Annotated in this window: 19 protein-coding genes; 1 reads left to right on the forward strand and 18 read right to left on the reverse strand. The window is 44.4% G+C overall.

All coding sequences use genetic code 11. The features are described 5' to 3' along the window. Positions 1 to 142: 142 nt before the first annotated feature. From DWX28_RS11815 to DWX28_RS11825, 3 genes are all read right to left on the reverse strand, one after another. Positions 143 to 658 carry a hypothetical protein gene (locus DWX28_RS11815; RefSeq protein WP_118252812.1) on the reverse strand — a complete coding sequence of 172 codons (516 nt, stop codon included), beginning with the start codon at positions 656 to 658 and terminating at the stop codon, positions 143 to 145. A 197-nt stretch (positions 659 to 855) separates the two neighbouring features. Continuing rightward, on the reverse strand, positions 856 to 2,970 hold the full coding sequence (locus tag DWX28_RS11820) for an ATP-binding protein (protein WP_118252813.1): 2,115 nt from the start codon (positions 2,968 to 2,970) through the stop codon (positions 856 to 858). Positions 2,971 to 2,972: 2 nt separating this feature from the next. After that, positions 2,973 to 3,518, reverse strand: a complete 546-nt coding sequence (locus DWX28_RS11825) for a substrate-binding periplasmic protein (RefSeq protein ID WP_147342106.1) — start codon at positions 3,516 to 3,518, stop codon at positions 2,973 to 2,975. 357 nt (positions 3,519 to 3,875) lie between these two features. Here DWX28_RS11825 and DWX28_RS11830 point away from each other — a divergent pair, with 357 nt between their 5' ends. After that, on the forward strand, positions 3,876 to 4,421 hold the full coding sequence (locus DWX28_RS11830; protein ID WP_022215061.1) for a hypothetical protein: 546 nt from the start codon (positions 3,876 to 3,878) through the stop codon (positions 4,419 to 4,421). Positions 4,422 to 4,516: 95 nt separating this feature from the next. On the opposite strand, the gene DWX28_RS11835 is transcribed toward DWX28_RS11830, so the two are convergent. From DWX28_RS11835 to DWX28_RS11910, 15 genes are all read right to left on the reverse strand, one after another. Next, the gene (locus DWX28_RS11835) at positions 4,517 to 4,867 is read right to left on the reverse strand and encodes a hypothetical protein (protein WP_330417657.1); all 351 of its coding nucleotides are present in this window, start codon (positions 4,865 to 4,867) and stop codon (positions 4,517 to 4,519) included. A 137-nt stretch (positions 4,868 to 5,004) separates the two neighbouring features. Beyond that, positions 5,005 to 5,943, reverse strand: a complete 939-nt coding sequence (locus DWX28_RS11840; protein ID WP_022215059.1) for a tRNA dihydrouridine synthase — start codon at positions 5,941 to 5,943, stop codon at positions 5,005 to 5,007. Then, the gene (gene miaB / locus DWX28_RS11845; protein ID WP_022215058.1) at positions 5,940 to 7,376 is read right to left on the reverse strand and encodes a tRNA (N6-isopentenyl adenosine(37)-C2)-methylthiotransferase MiaB; all 1,437 of its coding nucleotides are present in this window, start codon (positions 7,374 to 7,376) and stop codon (positions 5,940 to 5,942) included. The genes DWX28_RS11840 and miaB overlap by 4 nt, the downstream gene beginning before the upstream one ends. Before the next feature lie 133 nt (positions 7,377 to 7,509). Next, positions 7,510 to 8,406 carry a M14 family zinc carboxypeptidase gene (locus DWX28_RS11850; RefSeq protein WP_022215057.1) on the reverse strand — a complete coding sequence of 299 codons (897 nt, stop codon included), beginning with the start codon at positions 8,404 to 8,406 and terminating at the stop codon, positions 7,510 to 7,512. 130 nt (positions 8,407 to 8,536) lie between these two features. Continuing rightward, positions 8,537 to 10,999: a hypothetical protein gene (locus DWX28_RS11855; RefSeq protein ID WP_158565312.1), complete on the reverse strand. Its 2,463-nt coding sequence runs from the start codon at positions 10,997 to 10,999 to the stop codon at positions 8,537 to 8,539. A 207-nt stretch (positions 11,000 to 11,206) separates the two neighbouring features. After that, a complete protein-coding gene (locus DWX28_RS11865; RefSeq protein ID WP_022215055.1) occupies positions 11,207 to 12,457 on the reverse strand; it encodes a glutamate-5-semialdehyde dehydrogenase in 1,251 nt (416 codons plus the stop codon). Positions 12,458 to 12,487: 30 nt separating this feature from the next. Then, positions 12,488 to 13,045, reverse strand: a complete 558-nt coding sequence (locus DWX28_RS11870) for a 5-formyltetrahydrofolate cyclo-ligase (protein ID WP_022215054.1) — start codon at positions 13,043 to 13,045, stop codon at positions 12,488 to 12,490. Next, positions 13,023 to 13,244, reverse strand: coding sequence for a DUF896 domain-containing protein (locus DWX28_RS11875; protein WP_118252829.1), 222 nt, complete (start codon positions 13,242 to 13,244; stop codon positions 13,023 to 13,025). The genes DWX28_RS11870 and DWX28_RS11875 overlap by 23 nt, the downstream gene beginning before the upstream one ends. 24 nt (positions 13,245 to 13,268) lie before the next feature. Further along, a complete protein-coding gene (proB, locus tag DWX28_RS11880) occupies positions 13,269 to 14,123 on the reverse strand; it encodes a glutamate 5-kinase (protein WP_022215052.1) in 855 nt (284 codons plus the stop codon). Positions 14,124 to 14,178: 55 nt separating this feature from the next. Beyond that, the gene (gene ybeY / locus DWX28_RS11885) at positions 14,179 to 14,673 is read right to left on the reverse strand and encodes an rRNA maturation RNase YbeY (protein ID WP_022215051.1); all 495 of its coding nucleotides are present in this window, start codon (positions 14,671 to 14,673) and stop codon (positions 14,179 to 14,181) included. Further along, positions 14,670 to 15,680, reverse strand: a complete 1,011-nt coding sequence (locus DWX28_RS11890) for a PhoH family protein (RefSeq protein ID WP_022215050.1) — start codon at positions 15,678 to 15,680, stop codon at positions 14,670 to 14,672. Before DWX28_RS11890 ends, ybeY begins: the two co-directional genes overlap by 4 nt. Then, the gene (locus tag DWX28_RS11895) at positions 15,673 to 16,899 is read right to left on the reverse strand and encodes a sporulation protein YqfD (protein WP_118252816.1); all 1,227 of its coding nucleotides are present in this window, start codon (positions 16,897 to 16,899) and stop codon (positions 15,673 to 15,675) included. Before DWX28_RS11895 ends, DWX28_RS11890 begins: the two co-directional genes overlap by 8 nt. 8 nt (positions 16,900 to 16,907) lie before the next feature. Then, positions 16,908 to 17,183: a YabP/YqfC family sporulation protein gene (locus DWX28_RS11900; protein ID WP_022215048.1), complete on the reverse strand. Its 276-nt coding sequence runs from the start codon at positions 17,181 to 17,183 to the stop codon at positions 16,908 to 16,910. 67 nt (positions 17,184 to 17,250) lie between these two features. Further along, complete coding sequence (locus DWX28_RS11905; protein WP_118252817.1) at positions 17,251 to 17,808, reverse strand: DUF2284 domain-containing protein; 558 nt, start codon at positions 17,806 to 17,808, stop codon at positions 17,251 to 17,253. Between the two features lie 19 nt (positions 17,809 to 17,827). Further along, a complete protein-coding gene (locus DWX28_RS11910; RefSeq protein ID WP_022215046.1) occupies positions 17,828 to 18,154 on the reverse strand; it encodes a cupin domain-containing protein in 327 nt (108 codons plus the stop codon). Positions 18,155 to 18,158 lie beyond the last annotated feature (4 nt).

An 18,158-nucleotide genomic window follows, 5' to 3' on the forward strand; every position in this document is an offset into this window, starting at 1 on the left:
AAAAAAGATGGTGGATTCAGTCTAGTTCACCATCTTTTTGTAACTGTTGTGGAAATACCTGCATCGCAGCTGATGCTTATCGTAACACCCCGCCAAACATCCAATTACACAACATTTGAATAATCAGATTCTGTTCAATCTTTTATACTGTCAACAATTCAGCATTTTTTATGATATCTTTTATCTTTTTTTCGTCCATTTCAGCTACATCCGCGATCTGAGCAGCTGTATAACCTTTGTTGTACATTTTCATAATCATTTCCCGTTTACCCATCTCAATTCCGGTTTCAATTCCAGTCTCTTTAATTTTCTGGCTCAAATTACACATAATACTCACATCCTCTCTGAAATCTTTTTCCATTGGAATTGCATATTCAGTTCCAATAATATCCAGTTTTTCGTTTACTGTTAAATCCTGAGACAACCCATCCCTCATCCTGACATAAAATATAATGTCAAATCGTATCATTCCCTCATGAAGTTCCGGATTTTCAAAATTAAGACCAACCACACGAAATTCCTCATTTTTAACAGCAGCATTAGTAAGACCTGTTTCTATTGGAACCGTGTTAATAAATGGTTCACCTTCAATGTTAGAAACCACATCTTTCGGACTGTATTTGTAGCAACATATGGTATTAGCTCCCAGATCATTCATGAAAAATCCTACTGGGCTTTCAGCATCGGAAAAATATGCTATATGCTAAATCCGATGCTGAAAACCTAACATAATCGACAGTTCTGGCATTGGAAATTGGTCTTGCGGATAAATCGATGCTGGTGCCTTAACATAATTGGCATATCAGGCATCGGGAACTAAATTGTTTATCTGTCCCGATGCCTCGCGATCCTTTTTTACTCTAGTATCCCCCCAAGTACCTCCAAGAGCTCATCCACCACGATCGGTTTTGCCAGGTGTCCGTTCATGCCTGCTTCCAGGGAGGTCTGGCGGTCTTCGTCGAAGGCGTTGGCGGAAACGGCGATGATCGGGATCTTTGCGATGGCTTTGTTTTCCAAAGAGCGAATCTTTCTGGTGGCGGTGTAGCCGTCCATAACTGGCATCTGGATGTCCATGAGGATGACATCATAAAAGCCTTCCGGGTAATAGGTGACTTTTTCTACGGCAATGGCACCGTTTTCAGCAGTATCTACTTTGAAGCCAGCCTCTTCCAGAATGGCAGTGGCGATTTCACGGTTCATGCTGTTGTCCTCCACAAGAAGGACTCTTTTGCCGGCAAAAAGTTCCGGCGAACAGGAAATTGTCTTCTGTTCTTCTGATTTCTCTGGTGCTTCCGCGATCCTCTGACACAGCCGGACGATGATCTCAGTTCCCTTGTTTTCCTCTGATTTGATATCGATCGTTCCACCCATGGCATCTACAAATCCTTTGATGATCGTCATCCCAAGCCCGGTTCCCTGAATGCCGCTGATCGTGGAGTTTGCCTGACGCTCAAATGGCTCAAAGATCTTCTGGAGAAATTCCTCACTCATGCCGCAGCCATTGTCTTTGACATGGATCTCATAATTTCCAAAATTTTCCTTTTCACAGGGTTTCTGTATGATCCGCAGGGAAATGCTGCCACCAGTTTGGGTGTACTTCACCGCATTTCCAAGAAGATTGACCAGGATTTCCTTCACACGCAGCTTATCACAGTAAATATACATATCCTGGACCTGCCAGATATCAATGGAAAATTCCTGCTTCTTCGCCAGAGCCTGATCCCGGATGATGATATCTGTTTCCCTTACGATATCCGCGATGCTCCAGACACTTTCATCCAGCTTTGTCTGCCCGCTCTCAATCCTGCTGATCTCCAGTACTTCATTTACGATCCCCAAAAGATGATTTCCCGATATCTTTATCTTTGAGAGATAATCCTGTGTCTTTTCTGTATCACCGCCCGCCTGGATCGCCAGATTTGTAAAGCCCAGCACTGCATTCATCGGTGTCCGGATATCATGGGACATATTCTGCAGAAATACTTTTTTGGCTACGGATGCCTGCTTTGCTGCGCACAGAGCTTTCTCCAGAAGTTCCTTCTGTTTCAGCTCATGCTGGGCTGCCTTTTTCTGCTCCTGTTCCCTGTGGATAAAATAGGTAACGATCAGTATGAGCAGGACTGTCAGCAATCCGATAAAAAGCCAGACATGATCCTGGATAACATCCGTCAGTGTATAAGTCACAACCGTATCAAGATAACGATACGTGTGATTAAGCCCATAACTTTCTCCCAGAATACTGAGTCCATGGTTCAGGATCTGAAGCAGTGCCTTATTTCCGGCAGCGACTCCGAAACAGAGTTTTTCACTGTCTGACAGCGTAATGATGTTTAACTTTTTTTCTCCGTTCAGGAGCTGGCTGACACGAAGCGCACTCAAAAGTGTGCTGTCTGCCTCTCCCGAATTAACTGCATCAATACACGCCTCGATCCCATCATACATCACGATCTCAGCATCCGGATAATTCGCCAGTGTATACCAGTACTGACGGAGATTATTCTGATTTACCGCAATTCTGGAAGTAACCTCATTATCATACGGCTCGCGGTAAACGAGTGCTATCGGAAACGCAACGACAGCAGAACTCTGCACAAATTCTTCCTGCTCTGCATACCACTTTCCATCACTGACAGGCATTACAAAATCCACTTCTCCGTTTTTCAGGCAGTCCAGCATTTCCTGCTGGTCATCAAAGCATCTGTAAATGATCTCCGGATCATAATCACCGGAAAGTGCATCAAACAGATCCGGTACGATGTCCGACACAAGGCCGGTCGCAGATCCGTCCTCTGCCTTATCGCAGTATGGCAGATAGTCTGCCAGGTAGCCCACCGTTATCTGAGCATGTTCCTTCATCCACTGCTGTTCCTGCTGCGAAAGAAAAACACTGACCGTTGTTTCTGTATAATATTTGTTTCGCAGCTCATCAACTTCCACCGCATCCCGCTCATTCATAATGGACATTGCCATATTCAGTTCACTGAGCAGATCCTCCCTTTCCTTTGCAGTGCACAGATAAAAAAGCTGCTTGCCGATCTTTTAGGAGTGATACCAGAGTAAGAAGAAACCACATTATCGGCACTTACAAACCCATCGATCTGCTGTTCATTAAATACCCTGGCACATTCCGTAAAATCCGAATAATATTCAATCTCAATATCGGCACGGTGTCTGGCTTTCCATTGTTCCAGTGCTGCAGTCATACGCTGATCACCTTTGAGCGTACCGATCTTCTTGCCACTGTATGAGGCAATGTCGCCGCACTGCATGGAGCTATCATCCGTATCCTTATAAATATAAAAAGTCTCATTCAGCATTTCACTGTCCGGATAGCCGATCTGATCCACTCTGTCCTCAGAATAAGCCACACCTGCCATCAGATCGATCTCGCCGTCCTTCAGCTTCTCGAACAGTTCATCCCATTCGCCATAAACATACTCATATTTCCAGCCTGTATAAGATGCAAGTTTCTGAAGATATTCGTAACTGTATCCGCTTTTTGGAGCCCTGTCATCCATACCTTCCTGAAAATTATTCGAAAAATAATAGCCTACTTTTACGGTTTCCGCACTTTGCGCAGAAACATCTACACTAAAAAAAGCCAGAACTCCCACACACAAACACCACAGTATTGTGATAAGAAAATAATGGCTTAGTTTTTTGATCTGCAAATTTCCCGACAGCACTGTAAATCCCCCCAGATCATCAAAAATGATTAGTTTTATTATACGCTTTCAGGAAATATGCTGTCAATTTTTTAATAAAACAACTTTATATATGCAAATTCATCAAAAAAACTGGAATAATTTTTATTACAATTTTTGTCCGATCCATGGTATACTTACTGTAAAAACAGGTACAAAGAAGGAATAACTATGAAATACAAAGACGAGATAAAAATTGGAATCATGACTGCATGTTTCTGCTGTGCGATGGTTATGGTCTATGCTGTTGTCCCCAAGGATGCCAGTGTTCTCCGGGCACGTGCCACCAGCACCTTTAAGGAAGCACCCGAGACAGCTGCCGAGGCAGAAGCCGAGAAGCAGTCCGAAGCGGAGGATGCCGGATTTACGATCTATTCCAAGGACAGCAATTATGACTACGATACCTCTGATGATTCCGGAAGTTCTGACACATCCTCCTCTGATGCAGATACCACCCAGAATGATGATGGAAGTTCTGATGTTTCCCATGATGATAACACTTCTTCGGATGATTACATCAACGAAGACGATAACTCCGGTGATTACAATACTTCCGATCAGATCACTTATCCGACCGATGACGGATCCGACTCTTCTCATGATGACAGCAGTTCCGGTGATGTCCAGACCGATTATGACACCGGTGGTTCCGATTCTTCGGATGATTCCTCCGGCTCGTTTGAGGAGAATCTTGTCCTGGAAGAAACTTATCATTAAGAGCCCAATATTTTACGAAGAAAAGGCGACCGACATGAGCTGTTTCATGTCAGCCGCCTTTTTCTTTACGGAAGAACGATTCAGACAGAAAATTTTTACAAAACTTTTCTTCCATTTACTGTCAGCTTAAAAGTTGTCCCAAGAATTTCAGCAGACTTCCTGCAGAACATCATTCTTCCAAGAAAGATCTCAAAATAATCGTACATGGAGCAAATATTTTCATCAATCTGAAGGTTTAGCGCAATCACAGATTTTTCTTCATCTATCTTAAGTTTCGAATCTGTAACTGCATAATTTACGCGGTCATGGATATCAAATGCTGATTTTTCTTTCTGACGCACCCGGCTTCTTCTGACATCTGTTTTATCAGCTATAACAAGGGCCGCTGATATAACATCTATTCTCGCTCCTCGTTCGATTATTATTCTTACTTCGAAAGTCATCATAACACTTCTATTGTCCGTAAACTATCAATCTTCGCTTAAATTATTGTAAAATTATCACGATTCACGCCCTTGGAAAACCTGAACAGACAAAAAAAAGACTTCTACTGTATGTTGTCTGTTCAGTAAAAGTCTCTTCTTTAAAGAATCAGCTCTTCATTTGAAAATAATTCTGCAACGGCGCTCTCATATACGATGCATTTTTCACTTTTTTTGATTTTTTTGAGATATTTTTTATTGTTTGCAAACAGCGGTCCCATATAAAACCAGAGTTCTTTCATCTTAAAAAGAACGTTGCGGTCGCCGGAAACTTCTGCGCGATATGTATGATACACCAGATCATGGAACTTCCGAAGTTCCGCTTTGGTAAGAGCCTGTCCACCCCTTATCTCTCTTGCAAGGGCAGGATTCGTAAGCGTACCTCTGCCGCTCATGACTGCATCAAGTTCCGGAAATCTCTCACAGATTCTCTGATGATCCTCCACGCAGAAAATATCACCATTATAGCAGACCGGATTTGTACTCATCGCAAAAGCTTCTGCAAACATTTCCAGATTTGGAGTATTTTTGTAAAAATCCTTCTGCACACGCGGATGGATAATGAGTTCTTTCATCGGGAATTTATTATACAGTTTCATCAATTCAGGAAATCCCGATGCATCTTCCATTCCCAGCCGTGTTTTGACGGAGATCTGAATATTGCACTTCGCAAAGATCTCATCCAGAAAACGTTCCAGTTCCTCAGGTCGGTCAAGAAATCCGGCGCCGCAGCCCTTGGTCACGACAGTTTTGGACGGACAGCCAAGATTTAAGTTGACTTCCTGGTAGCCGTATTCACTGAGAAGTTCCACTGTTCGGATAAAATCCTCTGCCTTCTTCGTAAGGATCTGAGGAACTGCATACATTCCCTCATTATTCTCCGGCAGCAGGTCTTTCTTTTCCCTTCCGCTTAAGTTGAGATTCTGCTTGGCACGGATGAACGGGATAAAATATTTGTCAAATCCATCAAAGCATTCAAAAAGAGCCTTACGATATACGTAATTCGTGATTCCCTCTAACGGGGCAAGATAAATCTTCATTCGTTTTCTTCCAGTGTTCCCAGATAGTAGAAGCCTCTGCATTCATCCAGATGGACTCTGACATATTTGCCAAGGAGGGATTCATTTCCCGGGAAATGTACCAGCAGATTATATTCCGTTCTTCCGGTAAAAATTCCCTTCTCTTTGCTTTCTTCCTCTACGAGAACTTCCTGCACGCTTCCCTCAAATCTGGAGGAACGTCTGCGGCCTTCCTGCTGTACCAGGGCAAGAAGACGGTTGAATCTTTCTTTTGCCACATCCTGCGGAACCTGATTTTCCATAGCTGCAGCCGGTGTATCGCTTCGTTTGGAATACAGGAAAGTAAATGCTGTATCATAGCCACATTTGGCAACAACATCCAGTGTCTCCTGGAAATCCTCCTCTGTCTCACCAGGGAAACCAACAATAATATCTGTTGTCAGGGAAATATCCGGGATTGCTGTGCGGATACGGTCTACCAGATCCAGATACTTCTCTTTGTCATAGCGGCGGTTCATCACCTTCAGAATACGGCTGCTGCCGGACTGAAGCGGAAGATGGAGATGATGACAGATCTTTTTGCTCTTTGCCATCGTCGCGATCAGTTCATCGGAAAGATCCTTCGGATGGGAAGTCATGAAACGGATTCTTTTGAGTCCCTCGATATCTTCCAGCATTTCCAGAAGCTGTGCAAAAGTAACCGGATTCTCCAGTGTCTTGCCATAAGAGTTTACATTCTGTCCAAGAAGCATGACTTCGGAAACGCCGTCCGCTGCCAGACGTTTTACTTCCTTGACGATTGCCTCCGGTTCACGGCTGCGCTCACGGCCGCGAACATACGGCACGATACAGTAGCTACAGAAGTTATTGCAGCCAAACATGATGTTGACACCGGATTTGAAAGTATAGTTTCTCTCTGTCGGCAGATCCTCCACGATCTGATCTGTTCCTTCCCAGATATCAACGATCTGCTGTTCAGACTGCTGCATATCATAAAACAGCTCAGCAAATTTAAAAATATTGTGGGTTCCAAAAACAAGGTTTACGAATGGGTATGTCTTCTTGATCTTCTCAACAACATGCGGCTCCTGCATCATACAGCCGAACAGGATGATCTTCATATCCGGATTCTTGTCCTTGAGGCTGTGAAGATGTCCAAGTCTTCCATAAACCTTGAGGTTTGCATTTTCACGGACAGTACAGGTATTGTAGATCACGACATCTGCTTCCTCGTTATCCTGTCTGTGATAGCCGATCTCATCCATGATTCCTGCCACAACTTCGGATTGTTTCTCATTCATCTGACATCCAAATGTTGTCAGGCAGTAAGTCAGAGGGCGGCCAAGTGTATTTGATTTCTGTGCAGTAAGTGTCTTTGCCAGTTCAATAAAAGAATTCTGACGTGCAGTTTCTTCCGCAGTCATGGTATTTGTTTTCTGTGATTCTTTTGTCATTTCCAATAACTCCTTATCCATAGATTCGTAATATCTCGATGATCAGTCAGATCTGATAAAATATTCTTTCATGGTCAAAATGCTAACAATTATATATTGTACAAAAAATTTCTGATATGTGCAAGCGGAATATCTACAGTGAAAACAAATACTCAAGCGGAAGGGTATGGATCTTTCGATATTCGCTTTGCAGCTGCTCTTCTCTGGTCTTTCCTTCTGCTTCCAGGGTTTCGATCCGAAATGACGGCTTATGGCAGATTTCTGCATAAAACTGTTCCGGCGAACCGGTTCCCGGACGGCCTGCAACAGAAAAATCCCCCTGGCCATTTCCGGAATTCTCCATGTAGTAACTGCTGCATTTCTGGAGATGTCTCGCCAGACGATAACTTTTCTGGTTTGCTGCAAAAGATTTCGACTGTTTAAAATACAAAATACGATTTCGAAAATGGTCAAATGATAAAAGTCCACAGCTTGGATATTCCTGAAAGATCCGGATCAATGCTTTCGTCTCATTTTCACTTGCAGGCTGCTGCATAACCTGTTTACGCTGATAATATTGTGTAGGAAAGTTCTTTCTGAGATCAACGCCTCTGCTGTTCCCGGTATACTCCTGACTCGGTATTTCCTGCATGCGAAGCATCTGCCGATAGATCGGATTACGAATCGCCTGGAAATCTCCTGTATAGATTTCATAACCATCGGGATTGAGCAGCGGTATGAAGCATAGACGCCAGTTTTGCAGAACTTCTCCGACTTCATAGATTTCTTCCATCTTCCATCCACTTTCCCAGGCTTTGACATATTCCTGCATCATCCGGATCAGAAACATCGGTGTCTGCCTGTCCAGTCCGGTAAGCCCGGAAAGACAGAAAATACAATTTGTCCCTTTTCCCAGTTCTACCATCGGAATCATTCTCTCATCATGACTTTTCCCAATGACGCGAAACTGTGCGATCTGGCTGTATCTCTGGGAAATCTCCCACATTTCATAATAAAGATCTTCATATGTACAGGATCGTGTATCTGGCATAATCTTTTCCCTCCATATTTCTTTTATTACAGATTTTTTATCCAAAATCATGTATCTGCCCTGTATTAATATATGAAAAGAGGCAGGTCAAAAGAACCTGCCTCTGTAAAATCTTTTGTTTTGAGATTTATTAAATGTCTTTTTTGCGTTTGCGGATCAGGATATATCCGGCTGCCAGCAGTGAGAGTACTGCCAGTGTTGCCATAGTTCCGATTGGAGATTCATCCATAGTAGAAACTGCGGACTTGGAGCTGGAACCATTTGCTTTCTCTGTTGCTGCTTCTGTTGCAGTCAGCTCTGCGTCAGTTGCGCTTCCACTTCCGCTTCCGCCGCCTGTTCCACCTGCATCTCCGGTTGGGGTTATGGTAAGGTCAGCGTCTGTAAGTTCCTGTGAGCTGAACTGGGTTTTGACGGATTCAATTACATCTGTATCCTGCCATTCTGATCCGTTGTAAATCTGTTTCTTGAAGAATACATAGATGTTGTAAGTCTTAGCATCCTTAATACCTTTCGGAGAACCAATTCGGAATGTAGTATTCTTGTCTGAAGGTTCCGTCGGATTTTCCTTCATACTCCAGTACATCGGAATCCATCTTTCATCGCCGGAAACATACGGCGGCTCATCATTCTGACCGGCTCCGGTTACTGAAAACTCATAAAATGTACCCGGAGTAAATTTCAGCGGATCCTTCAGACCGGTGATCTTGCTCTTGGAAGCAAGTTCAGAGACAGAATAGGTACGTGCTTTACGAGTATTATTGTTTGATGCAGGCGGACGCTTCGTCTTAAAGCTAGGAGTATTTAATTTAAAAATACTCATCTTAGCTTTACCAGTTGTAGGCTTTGCACAAACAACCAGCCAACTGTCTGCCTCCGGAACATTCTCTGCTTTGACAGTGAATGCTGTATTTGCTTTTACTGCATTTGTAGCCCGGCTTGAATCATACATGTTCTGGATTGTCTCTACACTGGTACCTGCATCTACAAAGAAATAATACCATTTGCAATCCTGAGTTGTAGAAAAATCCAAAGAAACGGTAGTATGATTTGTCCATTTCAAAGTACCGCTCTTATAAGTCAGGAAAGACGCTTCCTTAGGCGGACGTTTTTTATTGAAGCTGTCCTCGTCAAGTTTGAAATATTTCATTTCAGTCGTTCCATCAGTAGATGTCGCAAAAACAACCAGCCATTTGTTGTTCTTTTCCGGAACATTTGTTGCTGTAACTGTAAATCCTTTATTTGCCTTAACTGATGTTGTAGTATGTTTTGCATCATACATCTTTTTGATTTTGGCTTCGCTTGTTCCTGAATCTACATAAGTATAATACCACTTACAATCCTTGGTATTAGACAGTTCAACAGAAACTGCTGTATGACTCGTCCATTTCAGTGTACCACTTTTATAGCTAAGGAAATCCTTTGTCGGTTCCGGATCTGGATCCGGTGTATCTGCCTTCTTTTTCAATGTGACTGTTTTTGTTGTTGTATCAGCTGCATTCAGAGTATACTCATCTGTATCATAGCCAAACTGTGTCACAGCACTCTCAAAAACACTTGATTCTACCTCGGCTACCGCACCAAGCACCTGCCAGCCATCTGCTGCATTAGCATGAGTAAAGGAAATCTCTGAACCTGTAAGCTCATCTGTAATCATAAATTTTGCTTCCTTATCCAGATATACGTTTGCTTGTACATCCGCGATCTTATTATCTTTTACTATAACAGTGCCCTGTACAAGAATATCGGAGTCACTGTATACAGCACCATTTGCGCCGGTATTTCCGGTGATCGTACCACCTGCAAGAGCAATCTGTCCGCTTGTGCAGTCAATTGCTGCGCCCTTTGCACTGCTGTTATTTCCGGTAAGAATTACATTTGGAAAAAGTCCAAAACTTCCATCGGTCACTTTAACAATGGAACCCTCTGCTGTAATGCTTGTATTCGTAAATGCACCACTGACTGTCAGTTTGCCATCATCTTTTACTTCAAACTGCAGGGAAGCATTTTCTCCAGATACCTGGAACATATCTCCTTTAAAAGAATCATCTGCCCTTCCGATAGAAACATCTCCCGCTGCACGGATGCAGACTTTCTTATTCTCTATTGTAACTGTAGATGATAATGCAAGCTGATCGGAAACCTCGATTACCGTAGCTTCTGAATCTGCTGTTGCAGCTTCTACTTTATCAATTGCTGCCTGAAGTGATGGCTGATAGTCTAGTACATCATTACCATTGGCATCCTTATTAATAATAGCAATTCCAGTAGCTGTATTCTCTTCTGCTACCGTCTCAGTTTCTGTAGTTTCTTCCGCCGGCTGTTCTGCTGGTGCTTCTGTCGGCTCCTCTGCCGGTTCTTCGGCTGGTGCCTCGGTCGGCTGTTCCGGCTCTGTCGGTGCCTCTGTCGGTTCTGCCGGTGCTTCTGTCGGCTGTTCTTCGGCTGCAGAATTATCTGTATCTTCGGAAGATCCGAAATCTCCCGTTTCCTCACCTGCTGTTTCAGATGCAGCATCTGCTGCCATTGCAGTAACCGGCACACCACCGGTAGCAAGTGCACCTGCCAGGATCATTGCATATAATTGTTTACGTCTCAACTTAAATCCTCCCATGTGTCTTCATTTCACAGTCGAAATTCCCATAAAATCACTTTCCGGCTGCACGAAATATGTAACATCGTTAATTTGCTGTTCTTCAAACAAAGTTTGCATCAATAAACTGTCTTTCATTATACACACGCATATCCAAAATGTCAAATCAACGATGCATATTTCTGGTCATTATCGTTCGACCTTTTTTTACTTTTATGGTCGAATCTGGCCATTTCCATAGATAATATATTTGGTTGTTGTCAAAGCAAGGAGTCCCATCGGTCCTCTTGCGTGAAGCTTCTGAGTACTGATTCCGATCTCTGCACCATATCCAAACTCAAATCCATCCGTGAATCTGGTGGAAGCATTTACATATACAGCGGCTGCATCCACTTCATCCAGGAATTTCTGTGCATTGCTGTAATTCTCTGTGATAATCGCCTCTGAATGACCGGTATTGTACTTATTGATATGTGCGATCGCCTCATCTACATTATGTACTACCTTGATAGAAAGAATGTAATCCAGATATTCCGTTCCCCAGTCTTCTTCTGTAGCTGCGACTGCGCCCGGCATCAGTGTCTGTGCTTCTTTGTCTGCACGCATCTCCACATGTTTCTCCTGAAGACGCTTTGCAAGGACCGGAAGAAGTTTTTCTTTGACATTTTCATGGACAAGCAGAGACTCGCATGCATTGCAGACACCGACCCTCTGTGTCTTGGCATTGAGGATGATATTGACTGCCATATCAAGATCTGCGCTCTCATCCACATAAATGTGGCAGTTTCCGGTACCAGTCTCGATCACAGGGATTGTGCTCTGGTTCACAACGGCTTTAATAAGGCCCTTTCCGCCTCTTGGAATCAGGACATCCACATATTCGTTCATCTTCATGAACTCAGCCGCAGTCTCTCTGGAAGTATCTGCGATCAGCTGAATGGCATTTTCTGTTACGCCGTGGGCTCCTAAAGTCTCTCTGATGCAGTTTACGATCGCCTCGTTTGAATGAAGTGCATCACTGCCACCCTTGAGGATCACAACGTTGCCAGTCTTGAAACAAAGTCCAAATGCATCAGCAGTAACGTTCGGGCGTGCCTCATAGATGATCCCGACAACACCAAGCGGAACTCTTTTCTGACCGATCAGAAGTCCGTTCGGACGTTTTTTCATTCCGGTCACTTCACCGATCGGATCTTCGAGAGACACAAGCTGACGAAGTCCCTCTGCCATTCCTTCGATTCTCTCTCTGGTAAGGAGCAGACGGTCCACCAGACCTTCCGGCATGTGGTTTGCCTTTCCGTGTTCTACATCGATCGCATTGGCACTGAGTAACTGTTCTGTACATTCTACAAGATGATCTGCCACAGCCTCAAGAACCTCGTTTTTCTTGTTTGTTGTTATATTTCGAAGCTCTGTCTCGGCATCCTTGGCATTTTTTCCAAGCTGCAATAACATTTCATTCATTGTCAAAACCTCCTTCTGGAAACAGGTCTGTTATTTTGTGAGTTGGTAGATTTTATTTTCTGTAACGATAATCTCCGGCGAGATATCTGTCGGTTCTGTCGGAACAGAAGGTAAGATCTGGAAATCAAAAGCAACTGCCACTCTCTTGATCTGCAGGTGTTTCTCAAGGAAGCGGTCATAAAAGCCGCCGCCGTAACCAACCCTGTGATTCTGCGGGTCAAAAGCCACTCCCGGCATGACCATCATGGCATCTTCCCACTGAACGATCTCGCCACGCGCCGGCTCAGGGATCCCGAAATATCCCTTTTCAAGCTGTGAGAAATCCGTCAGTTTATAGAATACCATATCCTGTCCGACAACTTTCGGAACTGCGACTTCCTTGCCCTGCTTCCATGCTTCTTCGATAATGAAACCTGTCATGACTTCGTGGTTATAATCTGCATAGGCAAGAATCTTCTGTGCTGACTGAAATTCCGGAAGCTCTGCTACCTTCTGTGCGATCTGACGGCTCCATGCCTCTACCTGGCTGTCTGTACATTCTTTTCTTAATTTGAAGATCTGTTTTCTAATGAGTTTTTTTTCTTCCATATTTATCACCTAAATTTGTAACAGAACCATCGGCTTCTTTGATGCTGATATTATTTAACTGTGCTCTTAAGTTTCCGCGGACTGCTGCGAGATATTCCTTACGCAGTTCTGCCTGCTCTGCTTTTTCTTCTTCTGTAAGACCTACGCTCTTGGCTTTGTGTGCCAGTGCGTTGATACGGTCGATCTTTACGTTATCCATTCCCATGGTAAGTATCTCCTTTATTTAAAGTAATTTCTCAATATAATCGATCAGGAAAAATTCTTCTTTCTTATCACCGACAAACAAGGTTCCATAATTACGTCCTTCCATGATCTTGTGAATGATATGGAAATCTGCTCCGTTTGCAATGATCATGTCTGCGCCCGCAGATGTAGCAATCTCGGCAGCAGTAAGTTTCGTTGCCATTCCGCCGGTTCCGACTTTGCTCTTTGGACCCTTTCCCATGCTTAAGAGTTTCTCATCCAGTTTCTCAACCGTATGGATGAACTCTGCATCCGGATTGGCATTCGGATCATCTGTAAACAGTCCGTCGATATCGGAAAGCAGGATCAGAAGATCGGCTCCGATCAGTCCGGCGATGACGGCTGACAGGGTATCGTTATCACCAAAAGATTCCAGTTTCTCAAGCTCATAGCTGGAAATGGAGTCATTTTCGTTTACGACCGGAATTGCCCCGACATTCAGAAGTTCCTCAAATGTATTTCTGGCATTGTGACGGTTCAGATTGTTGACCATAGTATTCTTGGTCATCAGGATCTGTGCCGCAACCTGATTGTACTCCGCAAAAAGTTTCTGATAGATCATCATAAGCTTTGCCTGTCCTACTGCGGAACATGCCTGCTTCTTCTTAAGTTCAGCCGGTTTCTCATGAAGTCCGAGAGCGGAAGCACCTACCGCAACAGCACCGGAAGTTACCAGTACCACATCCTTGCCCTGATTGTGAAGGTCGCTCAATTCACGTACCAGCACTTCCAGTTTACGCAGGTTCAGTTTATTGGTTTCTTTGTGGATCAGAGAGGAAGAACCTACCTTTACCACAATACGCTTTTTGTCTTTTAACATCTCACGGTAATTCATCGTTATGTCTCTCCAAGTATATTTTATTGCCGTTTCCCGGCAGAGCATTTATTGTTTATCTGGTGATTCCAAGATCATCGAGGGCTTTGGCCTGCTTTTTCTCCATGACAGCAGCTTCTTCCGGAGTCATATGGTCGTATCCGAGAAGATGAAGCATGCTGTGTGCAAACAGGAAGCTGAACTCGCGCTCAATGCTGTGACCGTATTCCTGTGCCTGGGAATAAACTCTGTCTACGGAGATCATCACATCTCCAAGAAGCAGTTCATCGGTATCCAGGTCAAAATATTCGTCCTTCTCATCGATCACAGAATAGTCTGCCGGTTTCTCAAACGGGATCATCGGGAAAGAAAGCACGTCTGTCGGTGCATCGATCAGACGAAATTCCGCATTTACCTTGCGGATCTCTTCGTTGTCTGTGATGACCAGGTTTACGCTGATCTCATACGGGCATTCCTCCAGTTCCAGGATATGGGATGCTACTTTCTCGGCGAGTTTCTCATAAGGGATCTCTAATTTGCGTTCGGTTTCATACTCGATCTGAATGGTCATTTCTTCTTCTCCTCACTGCGGCGTGTGGTGCGTCTTGCCGGCTTCTGTTTCTTCTCATAGTCATCGTAAGCCTGTACGATCTGCTGTACCAGTGGATGACGCACGACATCCTTGCTGGTAAGCTGGCAGAATCCGATATCATCAATCTTCTTAAGGACTTTGGCAGCGACATCAAGTCCGGATACCGCGTCTCTCGGAAGGTCCTTCTGGGAAGCGTCACCGGTCACAACTACCTTGGAGCCAAAGCCGATACGTGTCAGGAACATCTTCATCTGCGCCGGTGTCGTATTCTGTGCCTCATCCAGAATGATAAACGCATTATCAAGGGTACGTCCTCGCATGTAAGCAAGCGGGGCAACCTCGATCAGCCCGCGCTCCATATTCTTGGCAAAGCTGTCTGCTCCCATGATCTGATACAGAGCATCATAAAGCGGGCGGAGATACGGGTCTACCTTGCTCTGAAGGTCTCCCGGGAGAAAACCAAGTTTCTCTCCGGCCTCAATCGCCGGTCTGGTAAGGATGATACGGCTGACTTCCTCATTGCGGAATGCAGTCACCGCCATCGCCATTGCCAGATAAGTCTTACCGGTTCCTGCCGGTCCGATGCCGAATACGATCATTTTTTTGCGGATCTGCTCTACATATTCCTTCTGTCCAAGAGTCTTGGGCTTGATGGGGCGTCCCTGTATCGTGTTGCAGATAAAATCCTTATCTATCTCTGTAAGTACCTGATTTCGCTCTTCCATGGCAAGTGACAGTGCATAGGTCACATTCTGCCGGGTAATGGTATTTCCCTTGCCTGCAAGTGTTACCAGTTCTTCTATCAGCTTCTTCGCCTGAGTTGCGCTTCCGTCTGTACCCAGGATCTTTAAACTGCCGTCTCTGGATATCAGTGTTACATTCAGGGTGCGCTCGATCAGCTTGAGATGCTCGTCAAACTGGCCGAACACATTTCCCTCCAGATCTGCGGGGACCTGAGTGTGTAACTCAATAATGCTGTTAGTCATTCTCTGTTGTCCTTTCTTCGGGCTGCTCCTGTATTTCTACGGGAACCTCCCTTCCGGTTTTTTCTATGATTTCCAAAGACCCTTTGCTGATGCAGGTCTTATGGTCAACCTCTATTTTAACATTATTTGCAGATATTTGAAGCCCTTTTTCCATTAATTTTTTCTCATAAGCCTGTAAAATCTCCCATGATACGATCTTTGCCTCTTTTTCTGTGCGTTTTTTTGCGGTTTTACGATATTCTTTTCTGACGATTTTTCCATAAGATGCAGGAAGAAAAAAGTTCTCTGTTACCTGCCAGGGATGATATTCAACAGATTGTTGCCATCCGTTTTCTTTCTTTCCCCCGAAAGTAAAGATCCAGTTTCCCAGCCGGACACAGCCGCCCTTTTTTTCTGTTCCTGCAAAAACTTCTTCCTGATACTCCATCGGAACTTCGTGATAATACGCCAGTTTGTACTGGATATAGACATCCGCATCTGCTTTTACATATTGATATTGATAAACTTCCTGACTGTCATTCTTCAGTTCCAGCACACCAGAGACCAGAATATCCCCTTTTTTGCAGGTATCGCCCGGATGAAGCAGCGGGACTCCTGCACGGGTGACCATTTTTACGATCGTTCCGTCCTTCTCTGCTGCCAGACTGCTGGCAGTCTGCTCCTTTGGCATATCATCTCCTGTAAAAATCCCCTCCTGCACTTCAAGGGTCAGCCTGGTTCCCTCCAGTTTTGCAGAAACCCAGGTGATTTCCGGATATTTTTCCCGGACTGCCGCGGCAATCTCACTACAGTTTATCTTTTTTCTTGAAATCCCATGTGTAATACCCTGATCGTCCAGAAACTCCAGGATCTCGCCTGTACTGCATTGTCTGTTACCCTCGATCCGAATATTCCAGATATGTCCTGATAAAAATATAAGAAGTCCAATGCACAGCAAAATCCCAAGAAAAAATGCCTTTCTTTTTTTGCTTCGATAAAAAAAGAAGGGCAGTCCATGTTTTTCAACAATATGTATCCTGACACCTGTCTTCCGACAGAGCGGACCAAGAAGAAAAAAATCTTTCACAGCGAGAATCCCTGTCAGAGCTCCATCAGGATGACAGCAAAGATTTCGGATGCAGATTTTTCTTCCCCGGCAGAGGTTCAGAAAACGCTCCGTCTGTTCTCCCCGGACCTGAATCTTTATGCAACCCTTCCAAAAGCAGATCAGCTTTTCCATAAACACCTCTATCGTTCCAGGATTATTTCTGACAGAATCCCCTCTATCTGCATCTCTTCCGGTGTATACCACAGGATTTTCAAGCCTTTCCCATGGATCACCAGTTTGCCGGAAAATGTCAGGATGATCAGTTCCTGCGGCTCATAACGAAGGATACTTCTGTAATTCCCTATCTGTATCTGGCTCTTGCCGGTAACCGTAAAAACCGATTCTTTTAAAGCCAGATCCCGTGGGATCTCCAGTGCCTCCACCAGGTTTTCCCTCCATTGCTCTTTCTTTTTCATAGAAAAAATCTCCGGCTTTTCTTTTAAATATATGCCGGAGATTTTTATTTAGACTTTTTATGAAGTTTTATTTTGGTTCACGGAACAGTACCATAGAAAACCACAGGATCGTATTTCCGCCAAGATTATATTCCATTACCTCACGCTCTACGATCTCACTGACTACAACACCGTGGCTTTCAAGACAGGGGTGCATCCTCTCCGGATGTCTGCATGGCTCGCCCTTAAGATAAGCGCATTCCTTACAGATATCACAGGATTCTGTCGAAAGGGTAAAGGTATCAAATCCCTCACCTTTAAGATATTCTGCCACAGCGGTCGTAAGTTCTTCATGTGCATCTCTGGTAGAAAGCATTTCCTCCATATTCATAATGTCAGAAACCTCTGCTACGCTGGAAAAAAAGACAGCACGGTCATAACTGTGGATTCTGTTCTCACATTCCTTAAGGGTTCCAACCGCCGGTGGACAGGCCCAGGTCGTTCCGTAACGTTCGCATTCCTGCTGACAGACGATCCGCACCCGTTCTGCCACTGACAAAGCCTTCGCGTCCAGAAGACGGTATTCATAGATCGGATAGTCCGATATAAATTTCTCAAATTTCGTTGTATTTAACTCAGCCGCCATTGGACAGCCTCCCTCTTCCTTAGTCCAGAATGATCAGTGCCATGAAAACAAGATCTTCATCGCCGCTGTTTGTAAGGCCATGTCCCTGGCCGTCCGGTGTAAAGGTCACATCTCCGGCACTTACCATGCGGAGTGTTCCATTGTCGCTGTAGATTCCCTTTCCGGAAAGGATATAATAGGTCTCACTCTCATTGTGATGCTCATGGTATCCAAGAGAACATCCCGGCTCCAGAGTCACCTCTGCATATAGTCTGCATTTGCCATTTAACTGTTTTTCGTCCAGAAGGCGCTTGATCAGTGCATGTCCCTGGCCGCCTGCCATATTTTCTACACGTTCTGTTGTCATCTTT

This window comes from Blautia sp. AF19-10LB (genome assembly GCF_003461245.1).
Taxonomy (GTDB): Bacteria; Bacillota; Clostridia; order Lachnospirales; family Lachnospiraceae; genus Blautia_A; species Blautia_A intestinihominis.

Excerpts from the sequence above, each read along its gene's own strand:
- DWX28_RS11815 (WP_118252812.1), bottom strand. The coding sequence starts at position 658 with ATGAATGATCTGGGAGCTAATACCATATGTTGCTACAAATACAGTCCG.
- DWX28_RS11820 (WP_118252813.1), bottom strand. The coding sequence starts at position 2,970 with ATGGCAATGTCCATTATGAATGAGCGGGATGCGGTGGAAGTTGATGAG.
- DWX28_RS11825 (WP_147342106.1), bottom strand. The coding sequence starts at position 3,518 with ATGGATGACAGGGCTCCAAAAAGCGGATACAGTTACGAATATCTTCAG.
- DWX28_RS11830 (WP_022215061.1), top strand. The coding sequence starts at position 3,876 with ATGAAATACAAAGACGAGATAAAAATTGGAATCATGACTGCATGTTTC.
- DWX28_RS11835 (WP_330417657.1), bottom strand. The coding sequence starts at position 4,867 with ATGATGACTTTCGAAGTAAGAATAATAATCGAACGAGGAGCGAGAATA.
- DWX28_RS11840 (WP_022215059.1), bottom strand. The coding sequence starts at position 5,943 with ATGAAGATTTATCTTGCCCCGTTAGAGGGAATCACGAATTACGTATAT.
- miaB (WP_022215058.1), bottom strand. The coding sequence starts at position 7,376 with ATGACAAAAGAATCACAGAAAACAAATACCATGACTGCGGAAGAAACT.
- DWX28_RS11850 (WP_022215057.1), bottom strand. The coding sequence starts at position 8,406 with ATGCCAGATACACGATCCTGTACATATGAAGATCTTTATTATGAAATG.
- DWX28_RS11865 (WP_022215055.1), bottom strand. The coding sequence starts at position 12,457 with ATGAATGAAATGTTATTGCAGCTTGGAAAAAATGCCAAGGATGCCGAG.
- DWX28_RS11870 (WP_022215054.1), bottom strand. The coding sequence starts at position 13,045 with ATGGAAGAAAAAAAACTCATTAGAAAACAGATCTTCAAATTAAGAAAA.
- DWX28_RS11875 (WP_118252829.1), bottom strand. The coding sequence starts at position 13,244 with ATGGATAACGTAAAGATCGACCGTATCAACGCACTGGCACACAAAGCC.
- proB (WP_022215052.1), bottom strand. The coding sequence starts at position 14,123 with ATGAATTACCGTGAGATGTTAAAAGACAAAAAGCGTATTGTGGTAAAG.
- ybeY (WP_022215051.1), bottom strand. The coding sequence starts at position 14,673 with ATGACCATTCAGATCGAGTATGAAACCGAACGCAAATTAGAGATCCCT.
- DWX28_RS11890 (WP_022215050.1), bottom strand. The coding sequence starts at position 15,680 with ATGACTAACAGCATTATTGAGTTACACACTCAGGTCCCCGCAGATCTG.
- DWX28_RS11895 (WP_118252816.1), bottom strand. The coding sequence starts at position 16,899 with ATGGAAAAGCTGATCTGCTTTTGGAAGGGTTGCATAAAGATTCAGGTC.
- DWX28_RS11900 (WP_022215048.1), bottom strand. The coding sequence starts at position 17,183 with ATGAAAAAGAAAGAGCAATGGAGGGAAAACCTGGTGGAGGCACTGGAG.
- DWX28_RS11905 (WP_118252817.1), bottom strand. The coding sequence starts at position 17,808 with ATGGCGGCTGAGTTAAATACAACGAAATTTGAGAAATTTATATCGGAC.
- DWX28_RS11910 (WP_022215046.1), bottom strand. The coding sequence starts at position 18,154 with ATGACAACAGAACGTGTAGAAAATATGGCAGGCGGCCAGGGACATGCA.